Genomic DNA, 21,809 nt, shown 5'->3' with positions numbered 1-21,809 from the left:
GGGCCGATCGCCTGGGGCACAATTGACGGATGAGCAGGGACCGGGTGGGCGTCGGAATCGTCTGGGCGCTCGCCCTCATCGGCTCGGTCGTCACTCTGATCGTCGCCCCCGATGGATCCGCTCAGCTCTGGCTCGCGCTCACCTTCGGCGGCAGCGTCCTCGCCACCTTCGCCGTGCAGCTCGCGGTCGCCCGTGCCGCCGGCTACCTGCTGCGCACCATGACGAGCATGGTCGGAGCCCTGGTGATCGTCGGCGTCGCCAGCGGGATCGCCGCGATCGCCTCCCGCTGAGTTGCGGTCCGCCCGGCCTCCGTGCCGGAGCCGCCGGATAGGATGGGGTCATGCTTCTCGCCCTCGAACTCTTCTATCTCGGACTGCTCGGGCTCGCCTCGCTCGCCATCGCGTGGGTGTCCGGCGTGGTCGTCTTCAAGCTCTACCGCGGCCAGCGCTAGTCGCGCGGGCAGAGCCGGTTTGATCTCGCTGCCATCGGGCCTCCCGTCCGAGCTCGTTCCCCTCTCCTGGCTGCTCGGCGTCTGGGAGGGCTCGGGGGTCGTCGACTACGTCGTCGGCGAGGAGTCGATCCAGGCCGAGTTCGGCCACCGCATCAGCTTCAGCTACGACGGCCTGCCGTACCTCAACTACAGCTCGTACACCTGGCTGATCGAGGACGGCGAGGGCGACGGGGTCGGCCACCGCCCCCTCGTCAGCGAGACGGGCTACTGGCGCCTCAGCCGCCCGCTGACCGACGCCGATGCCGGTCCGGCGATGCTGCCCGGCCGCGGCGCTCCCGCGTTCCCCGACGCCGAATCGGTCGAGACGCTCCGCAACGCCGCGGGCGGCTTCGAGATCGAGGTCTCGCTCGTGCATCCCGACGGCGTGAGCGAGCTCTACCTCGGTCAGGTCAAGGGTCCGCGCATCGACCTCGCGACCGACGCCGTCATGCGTACCGCGGCCGCGAAGGACTACGCGGCGGCGACCCGCCTCTACGGCCTGGTCGACGACCACCTGCTCTGGGCCTGGGACATCGCCGCGCTCGGTCAGGGCCTCCGCACCCACGCCTCCGGAAGGCTCGCCCGTGTCGACTGACCCGACCCCCTCTCCTCTCCTCGCGGTCGACGGAGCCGTCGCGACGGCGAGCCCCGCCGAGCCGGGAGTCGCCGCTCACTACGGCGAGCCGTTCCGCGAGCAGCGCGCCCTCGCCGCGGGCACGGCTCTCGTCGATCTCTCGGGTCGCGGAGTCGTCACCGTCACCGGCCCGGACCGCCTCACCTGGCTCGACTCGCTGACCAGCCAGTCGCTCGCCCGTCTCGCGCCCGGCGCTTCGGCCGAGACCCTCCTGCTCGACCCGTCCGGTCGCATCGAGCACGTGATCCGCTTCGTCGACGACGGAGAGGCCGCCTGGCTCCTCCTCGACCGCGACGAGACCGCGGGGCTCGCGGCGTGGCTCGACAGGATGCGCTTCATGCTCCGGGTCGAGATCGCCGACCGCACCGACGAGTTCGCGACCGTCGCGACGCTGGGCGACGCCTCCGCCACGGCCCTCGCCCTCTCGCTGGGCGACATCGCCTGGCTCGACCCGTGGTCCGACGTCCAGCCCGGCGGTTGGCAGTACGCAGCGGTCGAGGCTCACCCCGCCGCGCTCTGGCGCTATCGCGAGACCCTCGTGCCGCGAGTCGTGCTCTCCGAGCTGGCCGCCCGGGCCGCCGACGCCGGGGTCGCCCTCGCGGGGTCCGACGCGCTCGAGGCCCTGCGCATCGCAGCCTGGCGTCCGCGACACGCGACCGAGGTCGACGACCGCTCGATCCCGCACGAGCTCGATCTGCTGCGCTCCTCCGTGCACCTGGCCAAGGGCTGCTACCGCGGGCAGGAGACGGTCGCCAAGGTCCACAACCTCGGGCACCCGCCGCGGCGCCTGGTGCTGCTGCAGCTCGACGGCTCCGACTCGGCACTGCCGGCGCACGGCGACGTCATCACCGCGCTGAAGGGCGGCGAGCCCGTCGAGGTCGGCGCCGTCACCTCGAGTGCCTGGCACTTCGAGGACGGCCCGATCGCACTCGCGGTGATCAAGCGCTCGGTGCCCGTCGACCACGAGCTCACCGTGATCGCGGGCGAGGTCCTCGTCGCCGCGTCGCAGGAGGTCGTCGTCCCGCCCGGAGCCGGAGCGGAGGCGGGAGTGCCCCGTCTGCCCCGACTCGGAGCGAAGTCCAGGTAGGCCACGCCGTGGTGGCCGCAGGATCCGCGAGGCCGGATCGGGCGGCCGAGCGGCTCCGGCGGCTCATCAGCATCGACGGACTCCGCCCGGGCCGAGGGCTCGCGCGGGCCGCCGCCTCCCTGCCCGCGGTGCTGCAGATCGTGCTCGCCGCGATCCTCGCGTACTCGGTGTCTCGCTTCGTCTTCGGGCATCCTGCTCCGGTCCTCTCGCTCACGGCGACGATCTCGAGTCTCGGCATCGCGCGCGACACCCGTCCGAAGCAGGTCGCCGAGACGGCCGTCGGGATGCTGATCGGCATCACTGCCAGCGAGGTGCTCCTCCTGCTGTGGGGTACCGGCGTCTGGCAGCTGGCGGTCGTGCTCGCCGTCGTCTTCACGGTCGGGCGGGCCCTGTCCCCCTCTCCGGGATTCGCGGTCGCCGCGGGCACCCAGGCGATGCTCGTGATGGTCCTGCCGGCGCCGGACGGAGGCGTGTTCACCCGCAGTCTCGACGGTCTCGTCGGCGGTCTCGCGGCGCTGCTCTGCACCGCGATCGTGCCGCGGAGCCCCCTCCGTACGGCTCGCGCGGAGGCCCGGCGCCTCGTCGCCGCCCTGACCGCGACGATCGACGGCCTGACCGAGGCGCTCCGCGACGGTGATGGCGCCGCTTCCCGAGCAGCTCTCGAGCGCATCCGCTCGACGCAGCCGACCATCGACGGCTGGTCGGCCGCGCTCGAGTCGGCCCTCGGAGTCGCCCGGATCTCGCCGTTCGTCCGACGCCATCGCGGCGAGCTCGAGCGGCAGCGTGCGATGCTGGCCGCCCTCGACCTCGCGACCCGCAACCTCCGGATCGTCGCCCGGCGCTCCGACTTCCTCGTCGGCGACGGAGTCCCGCGCCCGGCGCTGGCCGCTGTCGTGGCGTCGTTCGGGCCGGGGATCTCCCTGCTCGGGCGTTCCCTGAGCGACGCCTCCGTGCTGGCACTCGCCCGTCAGGATCTGGTGCTGCTGGCGACGACGCTCGACCCGCAGGAGCTGATCCCCGAGGCGCGGCTGGCCGAGAAGACGCTCCTCGTCATCCTCCGGCCGCTGGTCGTCGACCTGCTCACGGCCGCGGGGACCAACCCCGCCGAGGCGCGAGCGGCGCTCCCCGAGCTGCGCTGACGCGAGTGGTCACCGCGGATGCGGGCGATCGCCTCCGATGCGAGCGGTCACAGGAGTGACGGGGCCGGGCCCGCGGGCGCGACTGCGTTCCACGCGACGGTCACCTCCCCGAGCCGCCACCGCCGCGGCCCGTCGAGGATCGGCCACTCGGCGCGGAGAGCGCTGACCGACGCCTGCCAGCGCTGAGCCGGTCCGTACACCGCGAGCGGAGCGTTCAGCGTCCAGGCCCGCTCGAGTGCCTGGAGGAACGCGTGCACCGGCTCTCCCGGGACGTTGCGGTGGATCAGCGCCTTCGGAAGGCGCTCGGCGGCGATCATCGGCGAGGGGACGGCGCCGAGACGGAGTGACAGTGTCAGTGACCGGGGCCCGTCGCGGCCGATCGCGATCCAGGTGCAGATCCGCCCGATCTCGTCGCAGGTCCCCTCGACGAGCAGGCCGTCGGGCGTGAGCCGCTCGATCATCACCCGCCAGGCGCTCGCGACGGCCGACTCGTCGTACTGGCGCAGCACGTTGAACGCGCGGATCGAGCTCGCCCGCCGCCCGGCCGCGAGCGGGATCTCGAAGCCGCCCCGCTCGAAGCGCACACGCGCGTCGCTCGGGAACGCGGTGCCTCCGGCTCTGACTCGTGCGAGCTGCTCGCGAGCGGTGGTCACCCGCGCCGGCTCGATCTCGAGGCCGACGACCTCGACTCCCGGAGCGGCGCGGACGAGCCGGCGGTGCAGCTCGAGCGTGGTGACGGCGCTCGCACCGAACCCGAGGTCGACCACGAGCGGGTCGGCGGTGCCGCGCAGGACGGGCAGCTCGGCCATCCAGCGGTCGACCCTGCGGAGCCGATTGGTGCCCGTCGTCCCGCGGGTCACGGCTCCGATCGGCATGCCGCCCAGCGTATCCGCGCGCGAAAGGGGCCACCTCTACACTGGGCGCATGTCCGAGACCTACACCCTCATCCTCGTGCGCCACGGCAACAGCGAGTGGAACCAGAAGAACCTGTTCACCGGCTGGGTCGACGTGCGACTGACCGAGCAGGGCATCGCCGAGGCGACCCGCGCCGGCGAGCTCCTGAGCGAGGCGGGGCTGCACCCCGACATCGTCTACACCTCCCGCCAGACCCGCGCCATCCAGACGGCGAACATCGCCCTCGAGACCGCCGACCGCCTCTGGATCGACGTCAAGCGCTCCTGGCGCCTCAACGAGCGCCACTACGGCGCGCTGCAGGGCAAGGACAAGGCGCAGACCCTGGCCGAGTACGGCCCCGAGCAGTTCCAGACCTGGCGCCGCTCGTTCGACGTGCCGCCGCCCCCGCTCGACGACGACGACCAGTACTCGCAGGCCCACGACGAGCGCTACGCCGACCTCGGCGACGACCTCCCGCGCACCGAGTCGCTCAAGCTGGTCATCGAGCGGATGCTCCCGTACTGGGAGTCGGACATCAAGCCGGACCTCGTCGCGGGCAAGACCGTCATGATCACCGCGCACGGCAACTCGCTGCGCGCCCTGGTGAAGACGCTCGACCACATCTCCGACTCCGACATCGCCGAGCTCAACATCCCGACCGGGATCCCGCTCGTCTACACCCTTGACGAGAACTTCGAGCCGACCGAGCCGGCCCGCTACCTCGACCCGGAGGCGGCCGCCGCGGGTGCCGCTGCCGTCGCCGCCCAGGGCGCCAAGAAGTAGTCCTCACCCCGTCGGACGGCCCGCAGAACCCCGGTTCTCGCGGGCCGTCCGCGTCTGCGCCCGGTGTCGGAGCACCTCCGGCTCGTGAAACCACGTTCGGCTCGTAGGAATCACCGATTCCGACGAGCCGAAGCACAGCGCACGAGCCGTACGTCGTCGCCTGCGATCCCCGGCACTCAGGAACGCCTTCGGCTCGCAGGATGAGACGATTCCTGCCAGCCGAAGCGTTTCTGACGAGCCGAAGCAGCGCTCTCCCGTGCGGCAGCCTAAGAGCGCTCCACGCCGGACGATCGGTGCCGTACAGCTCTACACCAGGGAGTAGGCGAACCGGCGAATCGTGTGCGAGCGATTCGGCGTAGCCGTTCGTGACCCGCTCTGCGGTTCGCGACCCCGCTGGACAGCCGACTGCGGTCGATATCGCGCTTCGCGCGATATCGACGAATGGATTCAGGCGTAGTCGCCTGAGATCAAGTACTGCACCTTCTTGGCGATCGACACGGCGTGGTCGGCGAAGCGCTCGTGGTAGCGGCTGGCGAGCGTGGCGTCGACGGTGTCGGCGGCCTGGCCCTTCCACGCCTCGCTCAGCACCTTGTCGAAGACGCTGACGTGCAGCTCGTCGATCTTGTCGTCCTCGTCGCGGATCTCCTCCGCGATGCGGGGGTCCTGCGAGCGGAGGAGCTCGGTGAGCTTGTGCGCGACGACGACGTCGAGGCGCCCCATCTCGACGAAGGTCGGGCGGAGGCTCTTCGGCACCACCTTGTCGGGGAAGCGGTAGCGCGAGAGCTGGGCGATGTGCTCGGCGATGTCGCCCATCCGCTCGAGCGAAGCGCTGATGCGCAGCGCGGAGACGACGGTGCGCAGGTCGCGGGCGACCGGTCCCTGACGGGCGAGGATGTCGATCGCGAGCTCGTCGAGGTTGATCGCGAGCTGGTCGATCCGGTCGTCGTTGGCGATCACCTCTTCGGCGAGGGCGACGTCGGAGTGGTTGAACGCCTGCGTCGCCTTCTCGATCGCGATCTCGACGAGGCCGGAGATCTCGACGAGGCGGTCCTGGACTTCAGCAAGCTCCTGCTGGAAAACTTCGCGCATCTTCTGATCGACCCTCTCTGCGGCACGCACGAGGCCGATGCCGGGTTTGCGTCGCGCACCACGCACGACACTGCGCCTGCACCGAATCGGCGCAAGCGCAGCCATGATGACCACGGCAGGTTAACGGACGGTGCCGGGGGTTTGAACAGTACTCGACCGCCAGCCGGTCGGTCGGCGTCCGGTAGGGAGACGGTCGGTGGATGGCTAGCCTGGGTCCGTGGATACGGGCTTGTTCGTTGTTCTGGCGCTCGTGCTCGGGCTGGCCATCGGCGTCGCCATGACCGTCGTCGTCACGCTCGCCGCTCGCCAGGGCAGGGCCGCGGCCGAGGTCGCGGCGGTCGGACTCCCCGAGGGGATCGGCGCCATCATCGACGCCATCGATGCACCCGCCTTCGTGACGGACCCCTCGCACAACGTCCTCAAGGCCTCGACGAGGGCGATCTCGCTGGGGCTCGTGAACCAGGACATCCTGCTGCACCCCGATCTCGTCGCCATCGTCGACCGGGTACGGCGCTTCGGCGACGACATCGAGCAGGATCTCGAGCTGTCGACCAGCCCCCTCTCGGACGCGGCCGTCACCCTGGTGGTTCACGCCACGCGGCTCGGCTCGCGCTTCGTTCTGGTGATCGCCGAGGACCACACCGAGGCCCGTCGGCTCGAGGCGGTCCGGCGTGACTTCGTCGCCAACATCTCCCACGAGCTGAAGACTCCGATCGGCGCGGTCGGCCTGCTCGCCGAGGCACTCGACTCCGCCGCCGACGATCCGGCGCAGGTCCGCCGCTTCGCGCACCGTCTCACCCAGGAGTCGCACCGCCTCGCCAAGATCACCCGCGAGATCATCGAGCTCTCGCGGCTCCAGTCGACCGACGTCGCGGGCACCGCCGAGGTCGTCCGCGTCGACGACATCGTCGTCGCAGCACTCGAGACGACGCACGTGATGGCGGAGTCGCACGACGTGACCCTGGTCAAGGGCGGCATGAAGAAGGCGTACGTCGCCGGCCAGGAGAAGATGCTCGTCTCGGCGCTGCACAACCTGCTCGCGAACGCCATCCAGTACTCGCCGGCGGGCTCCCGCGTCGGGGTCGGCGTGCGGGCGACCGGGGGAGTCGTCGAGATCGCCGTCACCGACCAGGGCATCGGCATCCCCGAGGAGGACCTCGACCGCGTCTTCGAGCGCTTCTACCGCGTCGACCAGGCGCGATCACGGCACACCGGAGGCACCGGCCTCGGCCTCAGCATCGTCAAGCACGCGGTGCAGAACCACGGCGGCGACGTCCGCGTCTGGTCCAAGCCCGGCCGCGGCTCCACCTTCACCATCCGACTTCCCGAAGTAGACCCGGCCCGGACGCCCTACGCGTCGACGGCACCGATAGGAGACACCGCGTGACCAGCATCCTGCTCGTCGAGGACGAGAGCGCACTCAGCGAGCCCCTCAGCTACCTGCTCGAAAGAGAGGGCTACGACGTGACGGTCGCCGAGGACGGCACTCGCGCCGTCGCCGCCTTCGACGAGGGCGACTACGACCTGATCCTGCTCGACCTGATGCTGCCCGGCATGCCGGGAACGGAGGTGTGCCGCGAGATCCGCACCCGGTCCTCCATCCCGATCATCATGGTGACCGCGAAGGACTCCGAGGTCGACATCGTCGTCGGGCTCGAGCTCGGAGCCGACGACTACGTCACCAAGCCGTACTCGACCCGCGAGCTGCTCGCCCGCATCCGCGCCGTCCTCCGCCGCCGCACCGAGGACCCGGGGGAGGAGCGCATCGTCGTCGCCGGCCCCGTCAAGATGGACATCGAACGCCACACGGTCGAGGTCGACGGAGTCGAGACGCCCATGCCCCTCAAGGAGTTCGAGCTCCTCGAGATGCTCCTGCGGAACGCCGGCCGCGTCCTCACCCGCGGCCAGCTCATCGACCGCGTCTGGGGCAGCGACTACTTCGGCGACACCAAGACACTCGACGTCCACGTGAAGCGCATCCGCTCCAAGATCGAGAAGACCCCGAAGGAGCCGACGCTCCTGGTTACTGTCCGCGGACTCGGCTACCGCTTCGACGCGTGATCGCGGGCCCTGATCGCGGGCCCTGGTGGGGGCATCTGCGGCGTTGTCGTCGATTGCGATACTTCCAGTATCGCGCCCTCCTCCGCCTTGCACCTGCCCCCACCAGGACCCGCGATCCCCTCCTGCAGAAGGATTCGCGTGAGCACGCCGTCGTAGAGACGTGCGGCTTGAGGTGGGGCCGTCGCTGCGCGACGAGCAGGGCTCACGGGGCCGTCGCTGCGCGACGAGCAGTGGTCAAGGGCGCGGCGCCTGCCTGCTGGTCGAGTAGGCCTGCAGGGGCGTGTCGAGAGCCACGTCCCTTCGAGGGTGAGCCGCCTGCCGCACGCCGAAGCGCCGCCCGCTGAAGCGGACGGCCCTTCGGCGTGAGGCTGCGGACTACTCGTTCGAGGGCTCGATCGAGTTGCCGGGCTCGGTCGTGGGGGTCGGCAGGGCGGTGTTCGCCGGGTCGGGCGTGGCGGTCTGCGTCGGGGTGGCCGAAGGGGCCGGGGTGAGGGTCGCGTAGGACTCGAGGGCGGAGGTCAGGACCGGCACCAGCAGCTCCTTGCCCTCCTCGGACCCGTACTGGAAGTAGACGGGGAGGAGGCTGCCCGGGATCGTGTCGAGATCCGACATGGTCACCGAGGCGTCCTTCTGCGGGCCGACCTCGGTGTTGCCGGGAACGGCGGACACCTCGGCGTCGGTGCGACCGGTGGTCGACTCGTACTGCACCTCGAGGGTCTGCGTCTCGTCGCCGGAGTTGACGACGGTCACGACCAGGGTGCCCAGCTCGCCGTCGTCGGAGACGATGAACGCGTTGCGGAGGGCCAGATCGCCGATGGTGGCACCGACTCCGTCACTCGGGTCGTACAGATTGCGCGTCGCCTGCGGGGCGACGAGGTTGCAGCCGGCGGTTGCGAGGGCGACGCCGACCGCGAGAACGACGGATGCAGCGATACGGGCCTTCACGGATACCTCCAGATCGTCGGCCCTGCTCGCCCCGGACAGGGCTGATCCACGGAGCGGGAGCCGGACACCAGATTAGCGTAGCCAGGCCGCCGCCCATGCCCGCCGAGGCTGCCGTCGGTGCGGAGCCCCGTGCTACTCTGCCCAGCGCTGAGAGGACGTCACGCATGCAGGTCGACCCCGCCACGGCGCTCCTGGCGCCGAGCGCCGCCGTCGTCATCGTCGCCGCGGGGAGCGGGACCCGCCTCGGACGGGAGCGTCCGAAGGCCTACGTCGAGTGCGCCGGCGTGACCATTCTGGAGCGCAGCCTCCGCACCGTCCTCACCCTGTCGGAGCCCGTGCAGATCGTCGTCGTCGCGCCGCTCGAGCTGGTCGACGAGACCACGCGGCTCTGCGCCGCCGCGGCGGGACGCGCCGTCGACTCCGTCACCGTCACGGCAGGAGGCGCGACCCGCCAGGACTCGGTCGCCCGGGGCCTCGCACTCCTCGTCCCCTCCGTCCGGACGGTCCTCGTGCACGATGCGGCGCGGGCGCTGACGCCCGTCGGCCAGTTCGAGCGGGTGATCACCGCGGTCCACGAGTCGGGCGGCGGAGTCGTCCCTGGTCTCCCCGTGACCGACACCATCAAGCGCGTGGACGCGGCAGGGACGATCCTCGACACCGTCGACCGCTCCGAGCTCGCCGCCGTGCAGACTCCGCAGGGCTTCCCGCGTGTCCTGCTCGACCAGGCGTACGCCGCCGCCGAGCGCGAGTTCACCGACGACGCGGCCCTGCTCGCCGCCCACGGCCACCCGTCCGTCGTCGTCGCCGGCGACGCCCTGGCCTTCAAGATCACGACCCCGTGGGATCTGGCGCGCGCGGAGCAGCTGCTCGCGCCCTCCGCCTCGAGCACCGTCCCGCGGGTGGGCGTCGGGATCGACGTGCACGCCTTCGACGACGCGTCGCCGCTCCGGCTCGCCGGTCTGCACTGGCCGGGGGAGCGCGGGCTCTCGGGCCACAGCGACGGCGACCCCGTCGCCCACGCGATCTGCGACGCCCTCCTGTCGGCGGCCGGGCTCGGCGACATCGGCTCCCGGTTCGGCACCGATGATCCGCGGTTCCGCGACGCCCACGGCGATGTGTTCCTCCGTGCGACCCGCGAGCTGGTCGAGGCGGCCGGGTTCACGATCGGCAACGTGTCGGTCCAGCTGGTCGGCAACAGGCCGAAGTTCTCTCCGCGACGCGAGGAGGCGCAGGCGCTCCTCTCCGCGCTGCTCGCCGCTCCGGTCAGCGTGGCCGCCACGACGTCCGATGCTCTCGGCTTCACCGGTCGCGGGGAGGGAGTGACCGCTGTGGCGACGGCGCTCGTCCTCCCCAGCCCCGCGCCGCGGGTCTGATCCCCAGGCGGGCAGCGCCGCCGGGCCGCAGGGCGTCCGCCCGGTAAACTCCCCACCGTGACTCTGCGACTGCATGACTCGAAGGCCCAGGCCCTCGTCGATTTCACCCCCCTCCGCGCGAACGAGGTCGGGATGTACGTCTGCGGACCCACGGTGCAGTCCTCTCCGCACATCGGGCATCTCCGCTCGGCGCTCGTCTACGACCAGCTGCGCCGCTGGCTGCACTACCGTGGCTTCCGGGTCACGCTCGTGCGCAACGTCACCGACATCGACGACAAGATCCTGGCGATCGCGGAGGCAGCGCGCATCGCGGCGCCCGTCGGTGCCGCGTCCGAGCAGTGGTGGGCGCTCGCCTACCGCGTCGAGCTCGAGTTCACGGCCGCGTACAACGCTCTCGGAATCCTGCCCCCCACCTACGAGCCGCGTGCGACCGCGAGCATCGCCGAGATGATCGCCCTGGTGCAGCGCCTGGTCGAGCTGGGCCACGCCTACCCCGCGCCCGACGTCTCCGGCGACGTCTACTTCGACACCCGCTCGTGGCCCGACTACGGCTCGCTCACCCACCAGCGCCTCGAGAGCATGGAGGCGGCGACCGACGCCGATCCGCGCGGCAAGCGCGACCCCCACGACTTCGCCCTGTGGAAGGGCATCAAGCCCGACGAGCCCGCGTCGGCCTCCTGGGATTCCCCGTGGGGCGCCGGGCGTCCGGGCTGGCACATCGAGTGCTCCGCCATGTCGACCAAGTACCTCGGCACGCAGTTCGACATCCACGGAGGCGGGCTCGACCTGCGCTTCCCGCACCACGAGAACGAGCTGGCCCAGTCGAGCGCGGCCGGCTACGCCTTCGCCAGCTACTGGCTGCACAACGGCCTCGTCTCGGTGACGGGCCAGAAGATGAGCAAGTCGCTCGGAAACTCCGTGTTCGCCTCCGAGCTCCTCGACTCGGCGCGCCCGCTCGTCGTGCGCTACTACCTCGGCTCCGCGCACTACCGGTCGACCCTCGAGTTCCACGACGGCGCGCTCGAGGAGGCGGAGGCGGCGCTCGAGCGCATCGAGGGCTTCCTCGACCGCTCGCGCCGACGCCTCGAGGGGACTCGCTTCGCCTCCCTGGGCGACCCGGTGGTGCCCGACGCGTTCGCCGAGGCGATGGACGACGACCTCTCCGTCCCGCAGGCCATCGGCGTCCTGCACGAGACGGTCAGGGCGGGCAACGCCGCCCTCGACGCCGAGGACCTCGGGACGGTGTCCTCGCTGCGCACCCAGGTGCTCGCGATGGCGTCCGTCCTCGGCATCGATCCGGAGGCGCCAGAGTGGGCGCGCGCCGACGACGAGCCGACCTACCGGGCGCTGAGCGTCCTGGTCGACAGGCTGGTCGCCGACCGCCAGACCGCGCGAGAGCAGCGCGACTGGGCCGCCGCCGACCGCATCCGAACCGATCTCGCCGCGGCGGGAATCACGATCGAAGACACCCAGACGGGTGCACATTGGAGTCTCGATGGCGAATAAGGACAACCGCCCCGGCGCGGTCAGGAAGAAGAGCAGGGGCAAGGCCGTCGGCTCCGGTGGCCAGGGCCGCCAGGCGCTCGAGGGCAAGAAGCCGACCCCCAAGGCCGAGGACCGTCCGTACCACCCCGCGGGCAAGGCCAAGGCGGCGCGCGAGCGCTTCGTCGCGGCCGGAGGCAAGGGGCGCCCGGGCAGTGCGCTGTCGGCCGCGGCGCGCGGTCAGGGCCGTTCGCCCGGGCCCCGCAAGCCCAAGAGCGGCGACGAGTCCGAGATGGTCACGGGCCGCAACTCCGTCCTCGAGGCGCTTCGGGCGAAGATCCCGGCGACGACGCTCTACCTCGCCACCCGCATCGAGATGGACGACCGGGTCAAGGAGGCGATGAAGCTCGCGACGGCGCGCGGCCTCCCCGTCCTCGAGGTCATGCGCCCCGAGCTCGACCGGCTCGCCGGCCCCGACTCGGTGCACCAGGGTCTCGTGCTCAAGGTGCCGCCGTACGAGTACGCGCACCCCAGCGATCTGCTCGAGAAGAGCGTCTCGCGAGGCCTCGTGCCCCTGTTCGTCGCGCTCGACGGTATCACCGACCCGCGCAACCTCGGTGCGATCATCCGCTCCGTCGCGGCGTTCGGCGGCCAGGGCGTCATCGTGCCCCAGCGTCGCTCGGTCGGCCTCAACTCGGCCGCGTGGAAGACGTCGGCGGGAGCCGCGGCGCGTGTTCCCGTGGCGATGGCCGCGAACCTCACCCAGATGATCAAGGACTACAAGCGCGAGGGCGTCTTCGTGATCGGCCTCGACGGTGACGGCGACGTCATGCTGCCGGGCCTCGAGCTGGCCGACCGGCCGCTGCTCGTCCTCGTCGGCAGCGAGGGAAAGGGGCTGTCCCGCCTCGTCGCCGAGCAGTGCGACGCGATCGTCTCCATCCCGATCAGCTCGGCAGCGGAGTCGCTCAACGCGGGCATCGCGGCGTCCGTCGCGCTCTACGAGATCTCGAAGCGCCGCTCCACCTCCGAATAGCGAGGCGCCCGGTACGGCGATCTGCGGCGTTGTCGTCGGTCGCGATACCTCCGGTATCGCTCCCTCCTCCGCCTTGCAGCTCACCGCACCGGGTACCTCGCCGGGGCGCGAGGTGGGACAGCAGGACGGGCTCGTCCGGATCAGTGATCCGGACGAGCCCTTCGGCGTTCAGAGGGTCAGACGTTCTTCGTCCAGTCGACGTCGGAGTCCTCGTCGGTCAGCTCGGCGTCGCCCGCCTCGTCGATGACGAGATTGGGGAGAGTGAGAGCCTCGGTCGGAGGCGCGATGATCGTCGCCTCGTCGCGGCGGTGACGGAGGATGTCGTTCACGTAGGCGGTGACCGCCTCCGCCAGCGGCACGTCGCGGGCCTGCTGCTGCGACATGAACCAGCGGTGCTCGAGCAGCTGGTGGAACATCTCCGCCGGTTCGAGCCGCCCCTTCAGATCGCGGGGGATCGAGCGGATGACGGGCTCGAACACCTGCGCGAGCCACTCGTGCGCCACCATCTCCTCATCGAGGCCCTGCTTGTCGTAGGTCGCCGTGTACGAGTCGAGGTCGTTCAGGAGGCGGCGCGCCTGGTTCTCCTGCGCGTCCAGACCGGTCAGGCGCAGCAGTCGGCGCTGGTGGTGACCGGCGTCGACGACCTTGGGCTGGATCCGCACGGTCGAACCGGCCTCATCGGTCTTGATCGCCAGCTCCTCGATGTCGAAGCCGAGGTCGTTCAGGCGGTTCACGCGGTCGTTGATGCGCCAGCGCTCCGAGGTCGCGAACGACTCCACGCCGGTCAGCTCCTTCCAGAGGCTGCGGTAGGCCGCGACGATGCCGTCGGACACCGTGATCGGGTCGAGGTCGTCGTCGACGCGACCTCCCGCCTCGAGATCGAGCAGCTCGCCGGCGATGTTCACGCGGGCGATCTCGAGGTCGTTCTCGCGTTGGCCGTTCGAGAGGCCCCCCGTGTAGAGCTGACCCGTCTCGGCGTCGACCAGGTAGGCCGCGAAGGCGCCGGCGTCGCGCCGGAACAGGGTGTTCGAGAGCGAGACGTCACCCCAGAAGAACCCGATGACGTGCAGCCGCACCAGCAGCAGTGCGAGCGCGTCGACGAGGCGGGTCGCCGTGTCGGGGCGCAGCGTCTGCGAGAACAGCGCGCGGTAGGGGAGCGAGAACTTGAGGTGCCGCGTCACGAGGACGGCGGGCAGCTCTCCGCCCTCGTCGTCGCTCCGGTTGGTGATGACCGCGCCGGGGACGACGCACGGGACGTCGAGGCGCTGGAGGGTCTTGAGCATCTCGTACTCGCGACGCGCCATCTCGGCGGTCGTCTCCTTGACGGCGACGACGTGCCCCGAGAGGTGCGCGAAGCGGACGGTGTGCCGCGAGATGCCCTTGGGCAGTGCGGCGATGTACTCGTCGGGCCAGTCGTTCAGCCGCAGAGCCCACGGCAGATCCAGGAGCGCCGGGTCGACGGTGGCGGAGGTGATGTTGAGGGAGCCGGACATGCTGCGCCGTTCGTGTGGTGGTGCGGACGGTGGGGAGGCCCCGCGAACGACACTGCCGCCGTCCCGGAGGAGACGGCGGCAGTGTCGTTCGCGAGGTGACGCGAGGTCAGGAGAGGCGCAGGCCCGACTCGCCGTCGAAGATGTGCACGCGGTGGTTCGCGGTCACGTAGACGCGGTCGCCCGCGGTCGGGTGCACACGGCCGTCGACGCGCGCGACGATGTCGGTGCGGCGACCCTCGACCTCGGTGTGGCCGTAGAGGTAGCCGTCCGAGCCGAGCTCCTCGATGAGGTCGACCTCGATCGGCAGGCCGCCGGGCTGGGTCGAGACGGTGACGTCCTCGGGACGCACGCCGAGCGTGACGACCTTCTGGGTGGTCTTCGCGAGCGCCTCGCGGGCGATCGGGAGGACGGTGTCGCCGAACTTGACGCCGCCGTCGGTGACGTCGGCGTGGAACAGGTTCATCGCGGGCGAGCCGATGAAGCCGGCCACGAAGACGTTGTTCGGGTTCTCGTAGAGGTCGCGCGGGGTGCCGACCTGCTGGAGGAGGCCGTCCTTGAGGACCGCGATGCGGTCGCCCATGGTGAGCGCCTCGGTCTGGTCGTGGGTGACGTAGACCGTGGTGATGCCCAGGCGGCGCTGGAGGGTGCCGATCTGGGTGCGGGTCGAGACGCGGAGCTTCGCGTCGAGGTTCGACAGCGGCTCGTCCATGAGGAAGACCTGCGGCTTGCGGACGATGGCACGACCCATCGCGACGCGCTGACGCTGACCACCCGAGAGGGCCTTCGGCTTGCGGTTCAGGTAGGGCTCGAGGTCGAGCATCTTCGCGGCCTCGAGGACGCGGGCGGCGCGCTCGTCCTTGTTGACGCCGGCGATCTTGAGCGCGAAGCCCATGTTCTCGGCGACCGACATGTGCGGGTACAGCGCGTAGTTCTGGAACACCATCGCGATGTCGCGGTCCTTCGGCGGAACGTCCGTGACGTTGCGGTCGCCGATGAGGATGCGGCCCTCGTTGACCTCTTCGAGGCCGGCGAGCATGCGGAGGGAGGTGGACTTGCCGCAACCGGAGGGGCCGACGAGGACGAGGAACTCCCCGTCACCGACCTCGAGGTTGAGCTTGTCGACGGAGGCACGCGTGGCCCCGGGGTAGACGCGGGACGCGTGGTCGAAAGTTACGGACGCCATTGTGCTTGCTCCTTCACCGGCAGGTACGTGCCGGACGATCCGAGTGAATGGAAGTGATGGCCATCGCCGTCTGGACGACAGTGACCAACCGTCACAGTATGCCATGGGCGGTGATCGCGGGAGTGTCCGGCGGGTGGACGCTCCGCCGCCCGGGGCCGTATCCGTCGTTTGGAGGATTCCCAGGGCTCGCGCGTAGGATTCCGGCGAGTCGCTGCCCGAGCGACAGTCTTCCCCTCTCACTCGGAGTGTCCTTGTCATGACCAACGGCGGAGCCAACGACCGTCTCTCGAAGAATCAGCGTCGAGAGGCCGCCCGCGAGAAGGCCAGGCGGCTCCGAGAGCAGCAGAAGCGCCGCGACCGCGTGAGCCGTTTCGCTCTGCAGGGCGGCCTGGCCGTGGTGGTCATCGCGATCGTCGCCGTGGTCGTCTTCGCGGTCACCTCGAGCATCCGCCCCGCCGGCCCCGGCCCCGCGAACATGGCCAGCGACGGCATCGTGATCGGCGAGGGCATGGTCGCGCAGACCACCGCGGCGATCCCGGCGGACGGCACTCCCAGCCCGAGCGCGCTCGACACGTCCTCCGGCACTGTCGACATCCGGGTCTACCTCGACTACCTCTGCCCCTACTGCGGCCAGTTCGAGGCGACGAACGGCGAGCAGATCAAGGAGTGGGTCTCCAGCGGAGCCGCCACGGTAGAGATCCACCCGATCGCGATCCTGACGACCCGGTCGAACGGCACCAAGTACTCGGAGCGGTCCGCCAATGCCGCGGCGTGCGTCGCCGACACGGCTCCCGATTCGTTCTTCGACTTCAATGCGCTGCTCTTCGCGAACCAGCCGGAGGAGGGGACCGACGGGCTCTCGGACGACCAGCTGAAGGACTACGTCTCCGAGGCGGGAGTCGAGGACACCACGGCGATCGACACCTGCATCGACGATCAGTCGTTCGTGAGCTGGGTGCGCGCCGCGACCGAGCGCGCAACGGCCGGTCCGCTCCCGGGCACCGAGGTCGCAGCCGTCTCCGGGACGCCCACCGTCCTCGTGAACGGCGAGGCCTACTCCGGATCGCTGACCGACCCCGACGCCTTCAGCTCGTTCGTCCTCTCGGCGGCCGCCGACTCCTACTCCTCCGCAACGCCGAGCCCTACGCCCAGCAGCTGAGTGCCCGGCAGGGGAATGCAGAACGGCCCGCTCGTGATGAGCGGGCCGTTCTCGTCTCGGCGGGTGGTGTCCCGCAGCAGGGGAGCCGACGACGGGACTTGAACCCGTAACCGCCCGATTACAAGTCGGGTGCGCTACCAATTGCGCCACGTCGGCAGGTGCGTCGCCGCGCCTCTCGTCACCCTATCGCGGGCGTCGGAGCCGGACGGGCTCCGGCCCGCGAGGGAGGATCACGGCTCGAGAATGCTGAGGTGGCGCGCCGCCGGGCTGGGCCGCTTGGGCCCGCCGATCTTGCCGTCGGGGCGTCCGACGTAGAGCCAGCCGAGCAGTTCCTCGCCCTTCTCGAGCCGGTGCGCCTTCCGCACCTGCTTGGCGCGCGTGTACGAACCGGTGCGCCAGAACACGCCCCAGCCCGCCTCGTCCAGCAGCAGGCTCAGGAGGTGCGCGACGCCGGAGGCGACCGCCTCCTGCTCCCAGGCCGGGACCGATGACTTCTTCACGCTCACCACGACGGCGAGCAGGAGGGACGCCCGGTGGGTCTTCTCGATGTACTTGTGCGGGTCCTTCTTCGACCCGGAGGCGGCCGCGAAGCTGCGGCCGATCCGATCGCGCGCGGCACCCCGGATCTCGATGACGCGCCACGGCCGGAGCGAGCTGTGATCGGCCAGGCGGGAGGCCGCCGAGACGAACGCGGCGATCTCCTCGTGACCGGGCGCCTCCGGAGTCACCTTCGAGCGCGAACGGCGCGCGAGGACGGCCTCGAGAACGGGTGCCGACGCCATCGTCACTCGCTCTCGGCCTGGAAGTCGAGCGCGAGGGAGTTCATGCAGTAGCGGTCGCCGGTCGGCGTGCCGAAGCCGTCGGGGAACACGTGTCCCAGGTGCGAGCCGCAGCTGGCGCAGCGGACCTCGGTGCGGACCATTCCGAGCGTGCTGTCCTCGATGAGCTGCACGGCCTCGGGGTTCACCGACTCGTAGAAGCTCGGCCACCCGCATCCGGAGTCGAACTTGGTGCCGCTCTTGAAGAGCTCGGCGTGACAGGCGGCGCAGGTGTAGAGGCCGGAGCGGTGCTCGTCGAGCAGCTCGCCGGTCCACGGACGCTCGGTGGCGGCTTCGCGCAGGACCGCGTACTTCTCGCGGTCGAGCTCCTCGCGCCACTCGGCATCGGTCTTGTTCACGGAATACGACATGGGTCTCCCTAGGAATCCTCGCCAGTTTACGGGGGAGGGGCGTCCCCTCCTCTCTGATGAACCCCGTCGTGCGCAGGCGCATTCCGTCATCTCGTCGGCATGGAGGGAACTCACGTCCGCGGACGTCGGCGGCACCACGACGTGGTGCTCCGTCGACCTGCTCCGGAGCGCCTTCCCGGCTCCTGCATCAGGTCTGCCTACCCTGGACAGGTGAGCGGAACCGCGGGTACGGACAGCAGGCAGGGCGCCGCTCTGCCCGAACGGGATCGCCGGGTGCTCGAGTTCGAACGCGAGTGGACCGCGCGGACCGGCGGCAAGGACGACGCGATCCGCTCGCAGTTCGGTCTTTCAGCCGCCCGCTACTATCAGGTCCTCGGCGCGGTCCTCGCCTCTCCGGCGGCCCTCGCTCACGACCCGATGCTCGTCACGCGGCTGCAGCGCATCCGCGACGGACGCGCCGGCGCCCGCGCGGCGCGACGACTCGGGCGACCCGAGTAGATCCGCTGCTCGAGCCCACTGCAACGGAAGGCCGGCCGTCACACCGATGTCGAACACGCACCAGAAGGACCGCTTCGACGAGATCCCGGCCACCGAGGGCCGCGTGGGTGCGCACCGTCGCCCGCCCGCGCCGCACGCCAGGGCCATCGCCCTCGCCTGGGCGGCCCTCGCGACCGGAGTGATCGTGCTGCTGGGCTTCATCGGCCTGCTGGTCATCGACAACCGCGTGCAGTTCAACGACGTCTTCACTCCTCCCACCGGTCTCGCGGAGACCACGGCCACCCCGACCGTCTCCCCGACCGTGGACCCGTCCCTCACCGTCGCCGTCCTGAACGGCACCCCGACCGCGGGCCTCGCCGCGAGCGCCGGGCAGGTGCTCACCGCCGCCGGCTGGAACGTGCCGACGGTCACCAACGCCAGCACCGAGGACGAGGCGGCGACGACCGTGTACTACTCCGATGCCACGCAGGAGGGCGCGGCGCTCGGTCTCGTGAGCTCGCTCGGGACGGGGACCGTCGTCCTGACGCAGGACTTCGTCGAGACGGCGAACCTCGTCGTCGTCCTCGGGGCCGACTACACCGCCGAGTAGGGCGCTCTGAGAGGCGTTTCACCGCCTCGGAGGAGCTCTTCTGTTTCGGGCACGTTTAATTCATGTTGAATCCCGGGCAACTCTTTCCGTCACGCCCGGATCAGCCCCATCCGGCCCGAATCGCCGCATTAGTATTCCCAACCAGGCACCTGCGCATCGCACGTGCCGCGGGCAGCACAGCACTGGGGAGTGGAAATGGCGAACGGAACCGTCAAGTGGTTCAACGCTGAGAAGGGCTACGGCTTCATCACGGTCGACGGCGGCGGGCAGGACGTCTTCGTCCACTACTCCGCGATCGACATGTCCGGTTACAAGGTCCTCGAAGAGGGCCAGCACGTGGCGTTCGAGGTCGGCAGCGGGTCCAAGGGTCCGCAGGCGGAGTCGGTGCGCGTGGTCTGAGTCGCTCATCGCTCCAGCAGCCGTCGTCCGCCTCGCGGACGGCGGCTGCTGTCGTTGCGGCGCGTGACGCGGGCCGCTGTCCGCCTCGCGCGAGCGGCGGCTCCCGTCGTCGTGCCGGCCTTCGGCGTCACTTGCACTCGTCACCCGCGAGTGCCAGAATCGCTCTTGGCACTCGCTCCGGCTGAGTGCCAATCGAGAATTTTCCTGACGTCCGGGAGGGACGAGAAACACACATGGCCAAGATCATTGCTTTTGACGAAGAAGCCCGCCGCGGCCTCGAGCGTGGACTCAACACTCTGGCCGATGCGGTCAAGGTGACCCTCGGCCCGCGCGGCCGCAATGTCGTGCTCGAGAAGAAGTGGGGCGCCCCCACCATCACGAACGACGGCGTGTCGATCGCCAAGGAGATCGAGCTCGACGAGCCCTACGAGCGCATCGGCGCCGAGCTCGTCAAGGAGGTCGCCAAGAAGACCGACGACGTCGCCGGCGACGGAACCACCACCGCCACCGTGCTCGCCCAGGCGCTCGTCCGCGAGGGTCTGCGCAACGTCGCGGCCGGTGCCGACCCGATCAGCCTCAAGAAGGGCATCGAGAAGGCCGTCAAGGCCGTCACCGCCGAGCTCGTCGCGGGCGCCAAGGCGATCGAGACCAAGGAGGAGATCGCGGCGACCGCTTCCATCTCCGCCGCTGACCCCGAGATCGGCGCGATCATCGCCGAGGCCATCGACAAGGTCGGCAAGGAGGGCGTCGTCACCGTCGAGGAGTCGAACACCTTCGGCACCGAGCTCGAGCTGACCGAGGGCATGCGCTTCGACAAGGGCTACCTGTCGCAGTACTTCGTGACCGACCCCGACCGCCAGGAGGCGGTGTTCGAGGACCCCTACATCCTCATCGTCAACTCCAAGGTCTCGAACATCAAGGACCTCCTCCCCGTCGTCGACAAGGTGATCCAGGCGGGCAAGCAGCTGCTGATCATCGCCGAGGACGTCGACGGAGAGGCGCTGGCGACCCTGGTCGTCAACAAGATCCGCGGCATCTTCAAGTCGGTCGCCGTCAAGGCTCCGGGCTTCGGTGACCGTCGTAAGGCCCAGCTCCAGGACATCGCGATCCTGACCGGTGGCCAGGTCATCTCCGAGGAGGTCGGTCTCAAGCTCGAGAACGTCACCCTCGACCTGCTCGGCTCGGCCCGCAAGGTCGTCATCACCAAGGACGAGACCACGATCGTCGAGGGTGCCGGCGACGCCGAGGCCATCGCCGGTCGCGTCGCGCAGATCCGCGGCGAGATCGAGAACACCGACAGCGACTACGACCGCGAGAAGCTCCAGGAGCGCCTCGCGAAGCTCGCCGGTGGCGTTGCGGTCATCAAGGCCGGAGCAGCGACCGAGGTCGAGCTCAAGGAGCGCAAGCACCGCATCGAGGACGCCGTTCGCAACGCGAAGGCCGCCGTCGAGGAGGGCATCGTCGCCGGTGGTGGCGTCGCCCTCATCCAGGCCGGCAAGATCGCCTTCGAGAAGCTCGAGCTCGTCGGAGACGAGGCGACCGGCGCGAACATCGTCAAGGTGGCCATCGACGCCCCGCTCAAGCAGATCGCGCTGAACGCGGGCCTCGAGCCCGGTGTCGTCGCCGCTAAGGTCCGCGAGCTGCCCACCGGACACGGCCTCAACGCCGCGACCGGCGAGTACGTCGACCTCATCGCTGCCGGCATCATCGACCCGGTCAAGGTCACGCGCTCCGCTCTGCAGAACGCTGCCTCGATCGCCGGTCTCTTCCTCACCACGGAGGCCGTCGTCGCCGACAAGCCGGAGAAGAACCCGGCCGTCGGTGGCGGAGACCCCACGGGTGGCATGGACTTCTAGTCCGACCCGTTCCACGCAGAAGGCGGTTCCCCTCCGGGGGAGCCGCCTTCGGCGTTTCCGGGGGCCGGCTCTGGCGGGAGGGGGAGCCGGCGCCGCTCCTCCTCCGCCGGCCGCTCAGTACGCGAAGAGACGGGCGTTCGCCTGCTCGGTCTCGGCGTACTGCTGTCCGGCGGTACCGAGTGCCACGGTGATCGAGGCGAGCCCCTCGTGCACCTGGCTCTGCGTCGTCCGCCAGATGCCGACGATCCCCTGGAACGCTGTCGCAGCCTGGCCGGTCCAGGACGACTCGAGGCTCAGGAGGTGGCCGAGGAGGCCGTCGACCTCGGCTTGGATGCGCTCGCTGTATCCGTGGGCGGTGCCGGTCATGGACGAGATCGCGTCGGCGTCGGTCTGGTAGTGGGTCATCGGTAGGTCCTCTCGCTGTGCTGCACGC

General features: G+C 70.3%; 23 protein-coding genes and 1 tRNA gene. 15 read left to right on the top strand and 9 right to left on the bottom strand.

Going from position 1 to position 21,809, the window contains the following annotated elements; genetic code table 11:
* Positions 1-29: 29 nt before the first annotated feature.
* From ASG06_RS00420 to ASG06_RS00405, 4 genes are all read left to right on the top strand, one after another.
* Positions 30-290: a hypothetical protein gene (locus tag ASG06_RS00420; protein WP_156465812.1), complete on the top strand. Its 261-nt coding sequence runs from the start codon at positions 30-32 to the stop codon at positions 288-290.
* A gap of 180 nt (positions 291-470) precedes the next feature.
* On the top strand, positions 471-1,085 hold the full coding sequence (locus ASG06_RS00415; protein ID WP_056037007.1) for an FABP family protein: 615 nt from the start codon (positions 471-473) through the stop codon (positions 1,083-1,085).
* Positions 1,075-2,211: a CAF17-like 4Fe-4S cluster assembly/insertion protein YgfZ gene (gene ygfZ, locus ASG06_RS00410; RefSeq protein WP_056037004.1), complete on the top strand. Its 1,137-nt coding sequence runs from the start codon at positions 1,075-1,077 to the stop codon at positions 2,209-2,211. The genes ASG06_RS00415 and ygfZ overlap by 11 nt, the downstream gene beginning before the upstream one ends.
* An 11-nt stretch (positions 2,212-2,222) precedes the next feature.
* Positions 2,223-3,350: an FUSC family protein gene (locus ASG06_RS00405; RefSeq protein ID WP_156697659.1), complete on the top strand. Its 1,128-nt coding sequence runs from the start codon at positions 2,223-2,225 to the stop codon at positions 3,348-3,350.
* A 47-nt stretch (positions 3,351-3,397) separates the two neighbouring features.
* On the opposite strand, the gene ASG06_RS00400 is transcribed toward ASG06_RS00405, so the two are convergent.
* Complete coding sequence (locus tag ASG06_RS00400) at positions 3,398-4,225, bottom strand: class I SAM-dependent methyltransferase (RefSeq protein WP_056036998.1); 828 nt, start codon at positions 4,223-4,225, stop codon at positions 3,398-3,400.
* Between the two features lie 49 nt (positions 4,226-4,274).
* On the opposite strand from ASG06_RS00400, the gene ASG06_RS00395 reads away from it, so the two are divergent.
* Positions 4,275-5,027: a phosphoglyceromutase gene (locus ASG06_RS00395; protein ID WP_056036996.1), complete on the top strand. Its 753-nt coding sequence runs from the start codon at positions 4,275-4,277 to the stop codon at positions 5,025-5,027.
* A gap of 447 nt (positions 5,028-5,474) precedes the next feature.
* On the opposite strand, the gene phoU is transcribed toward ASG06_RS00395, so the two are convergent.
* Entirely contained in the window at positions 5,475-6,116 is a 642-nt protein-coding gene (phoU, locus tag ASG06_RS00390) for a phosphate signaling complex protein PhoU (RefSeq protein WP_056036994.1), read from the bottom strand.
* A 217-nt stretch (positions 6,117-6,333) separates the two neighbouring features.
* Between phoU and ASG06_RS00385 the strand changes: the two genes are divergently transcribed.
* Both ASG06_RS00385 and ASG06_RS00380 read left to right on the top strand, forming a co-directional pair.
* Positions 6,334-7,503, top strand: a complete 1,170-nt coding sequence (locus tag ASG06_RS00385) for a sensor histidine kinase (protein ID WP_056036992.1) — start codon at positions 6,334-6,336, stop codon at positions 7,501-7,503.
* On the top strand, positions 7,500-8,177 hold the full coding sequence (locus ASG06_RS00380; protein WP_056036989.1) for a response regulator transcription factor: 678 nt from the start codon (positions 7,500-7,502) through the stop codon (positions 8,175-8,177). Before ASG06_RS00385 ends, ASG06_RS00380 begins: the two co-directional genes overlap by 4 nt.
* A gap of 375 nt (positions 8,178-8,552) precedes the next feature.
* On the opposite strand, the gene ASG06_RS00375 is transcribed toward ASG06_RS00380, so the two are convergent.
* Positions 8,553-9,122, bottom strand: a complete 570-nt coding sequence (locus ASG06_RS00375) for a hypothetical protein (RefSeq protein WP_056036987.1) — start codon at positions 9,120-9,122, stop codon at positions 8,553-8,555.
* 164 nt (positions 9,123-9,286) lie between these two features.
* Here ASG06_RS00375 and ispD point away from each other — a divergent pair, with 164 nt between their 5' ends.
* Genes ispD through rlmB form a run of 3 tightly spaced genes read left to right on the top strand, consistent with a single transcriptional unit; the run spans position 9,287 to position 13,010 of the window.
* Positions 9,287-10,495: a 2-C-methyl-D-erythritol 4-phosphate cytidylyltransferase gene (gene ispD / locus ASG06_RS00370; RefSeq protein WP_056036980.1), complete on the top strand. Its 1,209-nt coding sequence runs from the start codon at positions 9,287-9,289 to the stop codon at positions 10,493-10,495.
* A gap of 57 nt (positions 10,496-10,552) precedes the next feature.
* Entirely contained in the window at positions 10,553-12,001 is a 1,449-nt protein-coding gene (gene cysS / locus ASG06_RS00365; protein ID WP_056036978.1) for a cysteine--tRNA ligase, read from the top strand.
* A complete protein-coding gene (rlmB, locus tag ASG06_RS00360; RefSeq protein ID WP_056036977.1) occupies positions 11,991-13,010 on the top strand; it encodes a 23S rRNA (guanosine(2251)-2'-O)-methyltransferase RlmB in 1,020 nt (339 codons plus the stop codon). Before cysS ends, rlmB begins: the two co-directional genes overlap by 11 nt.
* A 176-nt stretch (positions 13,011-13,186) precedes the next feature.
* On the opposite strand, the gene ASG06_RS00355 is transcribed toward rlmB, so the two are convergent.
* Both ASG06_RS00355 and ASG06_RS00350 read right to left on the bottom strand, forming a co-directional pair.
* Complete coding sequence (locus ASG06_RS00355; protein WP_056036972.1) at positions 13,187-14,503, bottom strand: DUF4032 domain-containing protein; 1,317 nt, start codon at positions 14,501-14,503, stop codon at positions 13,187-13,189.
* Between the two features lie 106 nt (positions 14,504-14,609).
* Entirely contained in the window at positions 14,610-15,686 is a 1,077-nt protein-coding gene (locus ASG06_RS00350; protein WP_056036968.1) for an ABC transporter ATP-binding protein, read from the bottom strand.
* A gap of 256 nt (positions 15,687-15,942) precedes the next feature.
* On the opposite strand from ASG06_RS00350, the gene ASG06_RS00345 reads away from it, so the two are divergent.
* The gene (locus ASG06_RS00345; protein WP_056036965.1) at positions 15,943-16,845 is read left to right on the top strand and encodes a DsbA family protein; all 903 of its coding nucleotides are present in this window, start codon (positions 15,943-15,945) and stop codon (positions 16,843-16,845) included.
* Between the two features lie 83 nt (positions 16,846-16,928).
* Here ASG06_RS00345 and ASG06_RS00340 read toward each other — a convergent pair.
* The 3 genes from ASG06_RS00340 to msrB form a co-directional block, all read right to left on the bottom strand.
* Positions 16,929-17,001 (bottom strand) — tRNA-Thr (locus tag ASG06_RS00340).
* A 74-nt stretch (positions 17,002-17,075) separates the two neighbouring features.
* Positions 17,076-17,627 (bottom strand): nitroreductase family protein, encoded by a 552-nt coding sequence (locus tag ASG06_RS00335; protein WP_056036951.1) that lies wholly within the window; start codon positions 17,625-17,627, stop codon positions 17,076-17,078.
* Positions 17,628-17,629: 2 nt separating this feature from the next.
* The gene (msrB, locus tag ASG06_RS00330; protein WP_056036949.1) at positions 17,630-18,034 is read right to left on the bottom strand and encodes a peptide-methionine (R)-S-oxide reductase MsrB; all 405 of its coding nucleotides are present in this window, start codon (positions 18,032-18,034) and stop codon (positions 17,630-17,632) included.
* Positions 18,035-18,244: 210 nt separating this feature from the next.
* Here msrB and ASG06_RS00325 point away from each other — a divergent pair, with 210 nt between their 5' ends.
* The 4 genes from ASG06_RS00325 (at position 18,245) to groL (ending at position 21,376) form a co-directional block, all read left to right on the top strand.
* Entirely contained in the window at positions 18,245-18,532 is a 288-nt protein-coding gene (locus ASG06_RS00325) for a DUF3263 domain-containing protein (RefSeq protein ID WP_231727571.1), read from the top strand.
* Between the two features lie 46 nt (positions 18,533-18,578).
* Positions 18,579-19,121: a LytR C-terminal domain-containing protein gene (locus tag ASG06_RS00320; RefSeq protein ID WP_056036946.1), complete on the top strand. Its 543-nt coding sequence runs from the start codon at positions 18,579-18,581 to the stop codon at positions 19,119-19,121.
* Between the two features lie 195 nt (positions 19,122-19,316).
* Positions 19,317-19,520, top strand: a complete 204-nt coding sequence (locus tag ASG06_RS00315) for a cold-shock protein (protein ID WP_056036943.1) — start codon at positions 19,317-19,319, stop codon at positions 19,518-19,520.
* A gap of 233 nt (positions 19,521-19,753) precedes the next feature.
* Positions 19,754-21,376 (top strand): chaperonin GroEL, encoded by a 1,623-nt coding sequence (groL, locus tag ASG06_RS00310; protein ID WP_056036941.1) that lies wholly within the window; start codon positions 19,754-19,756, stop codon positions 21,374-21,376.
* A 114-nt stretch (positions 21,377-21,490) separates the two neighbouring features.
* On the opposite strand, the gene ASG06_RS00305 is transcribed toward groL, so the two are convergent.
* On the bottom strand, positions 21,491-21,781 hold the full coding sequence (locus ASG06_RS00305) for a WXG100 family type VII secretion target (protein ID WP_056036937.1): 291 nt from the start codon (positions 21,779-21,781) through the stop codon (positions 21,491-21,493).
* Between the last annotated feature and the right edge of the window lie 28 nt (positions 21,782-21,809).

It is taken from the genome of Rathayibacter sp. Leaf185 (assembly GCF_001423885.1).
In the GTDB taxonomy this organism is placed as follows: Bacteria; Actinomycetota; Actinomycetes; order Actinomycetales; family Microbacteriaceae; genus Rathayibacter.
This window is presented reverse-complemented; position numbering and strand designations above follow the sequence as displayed.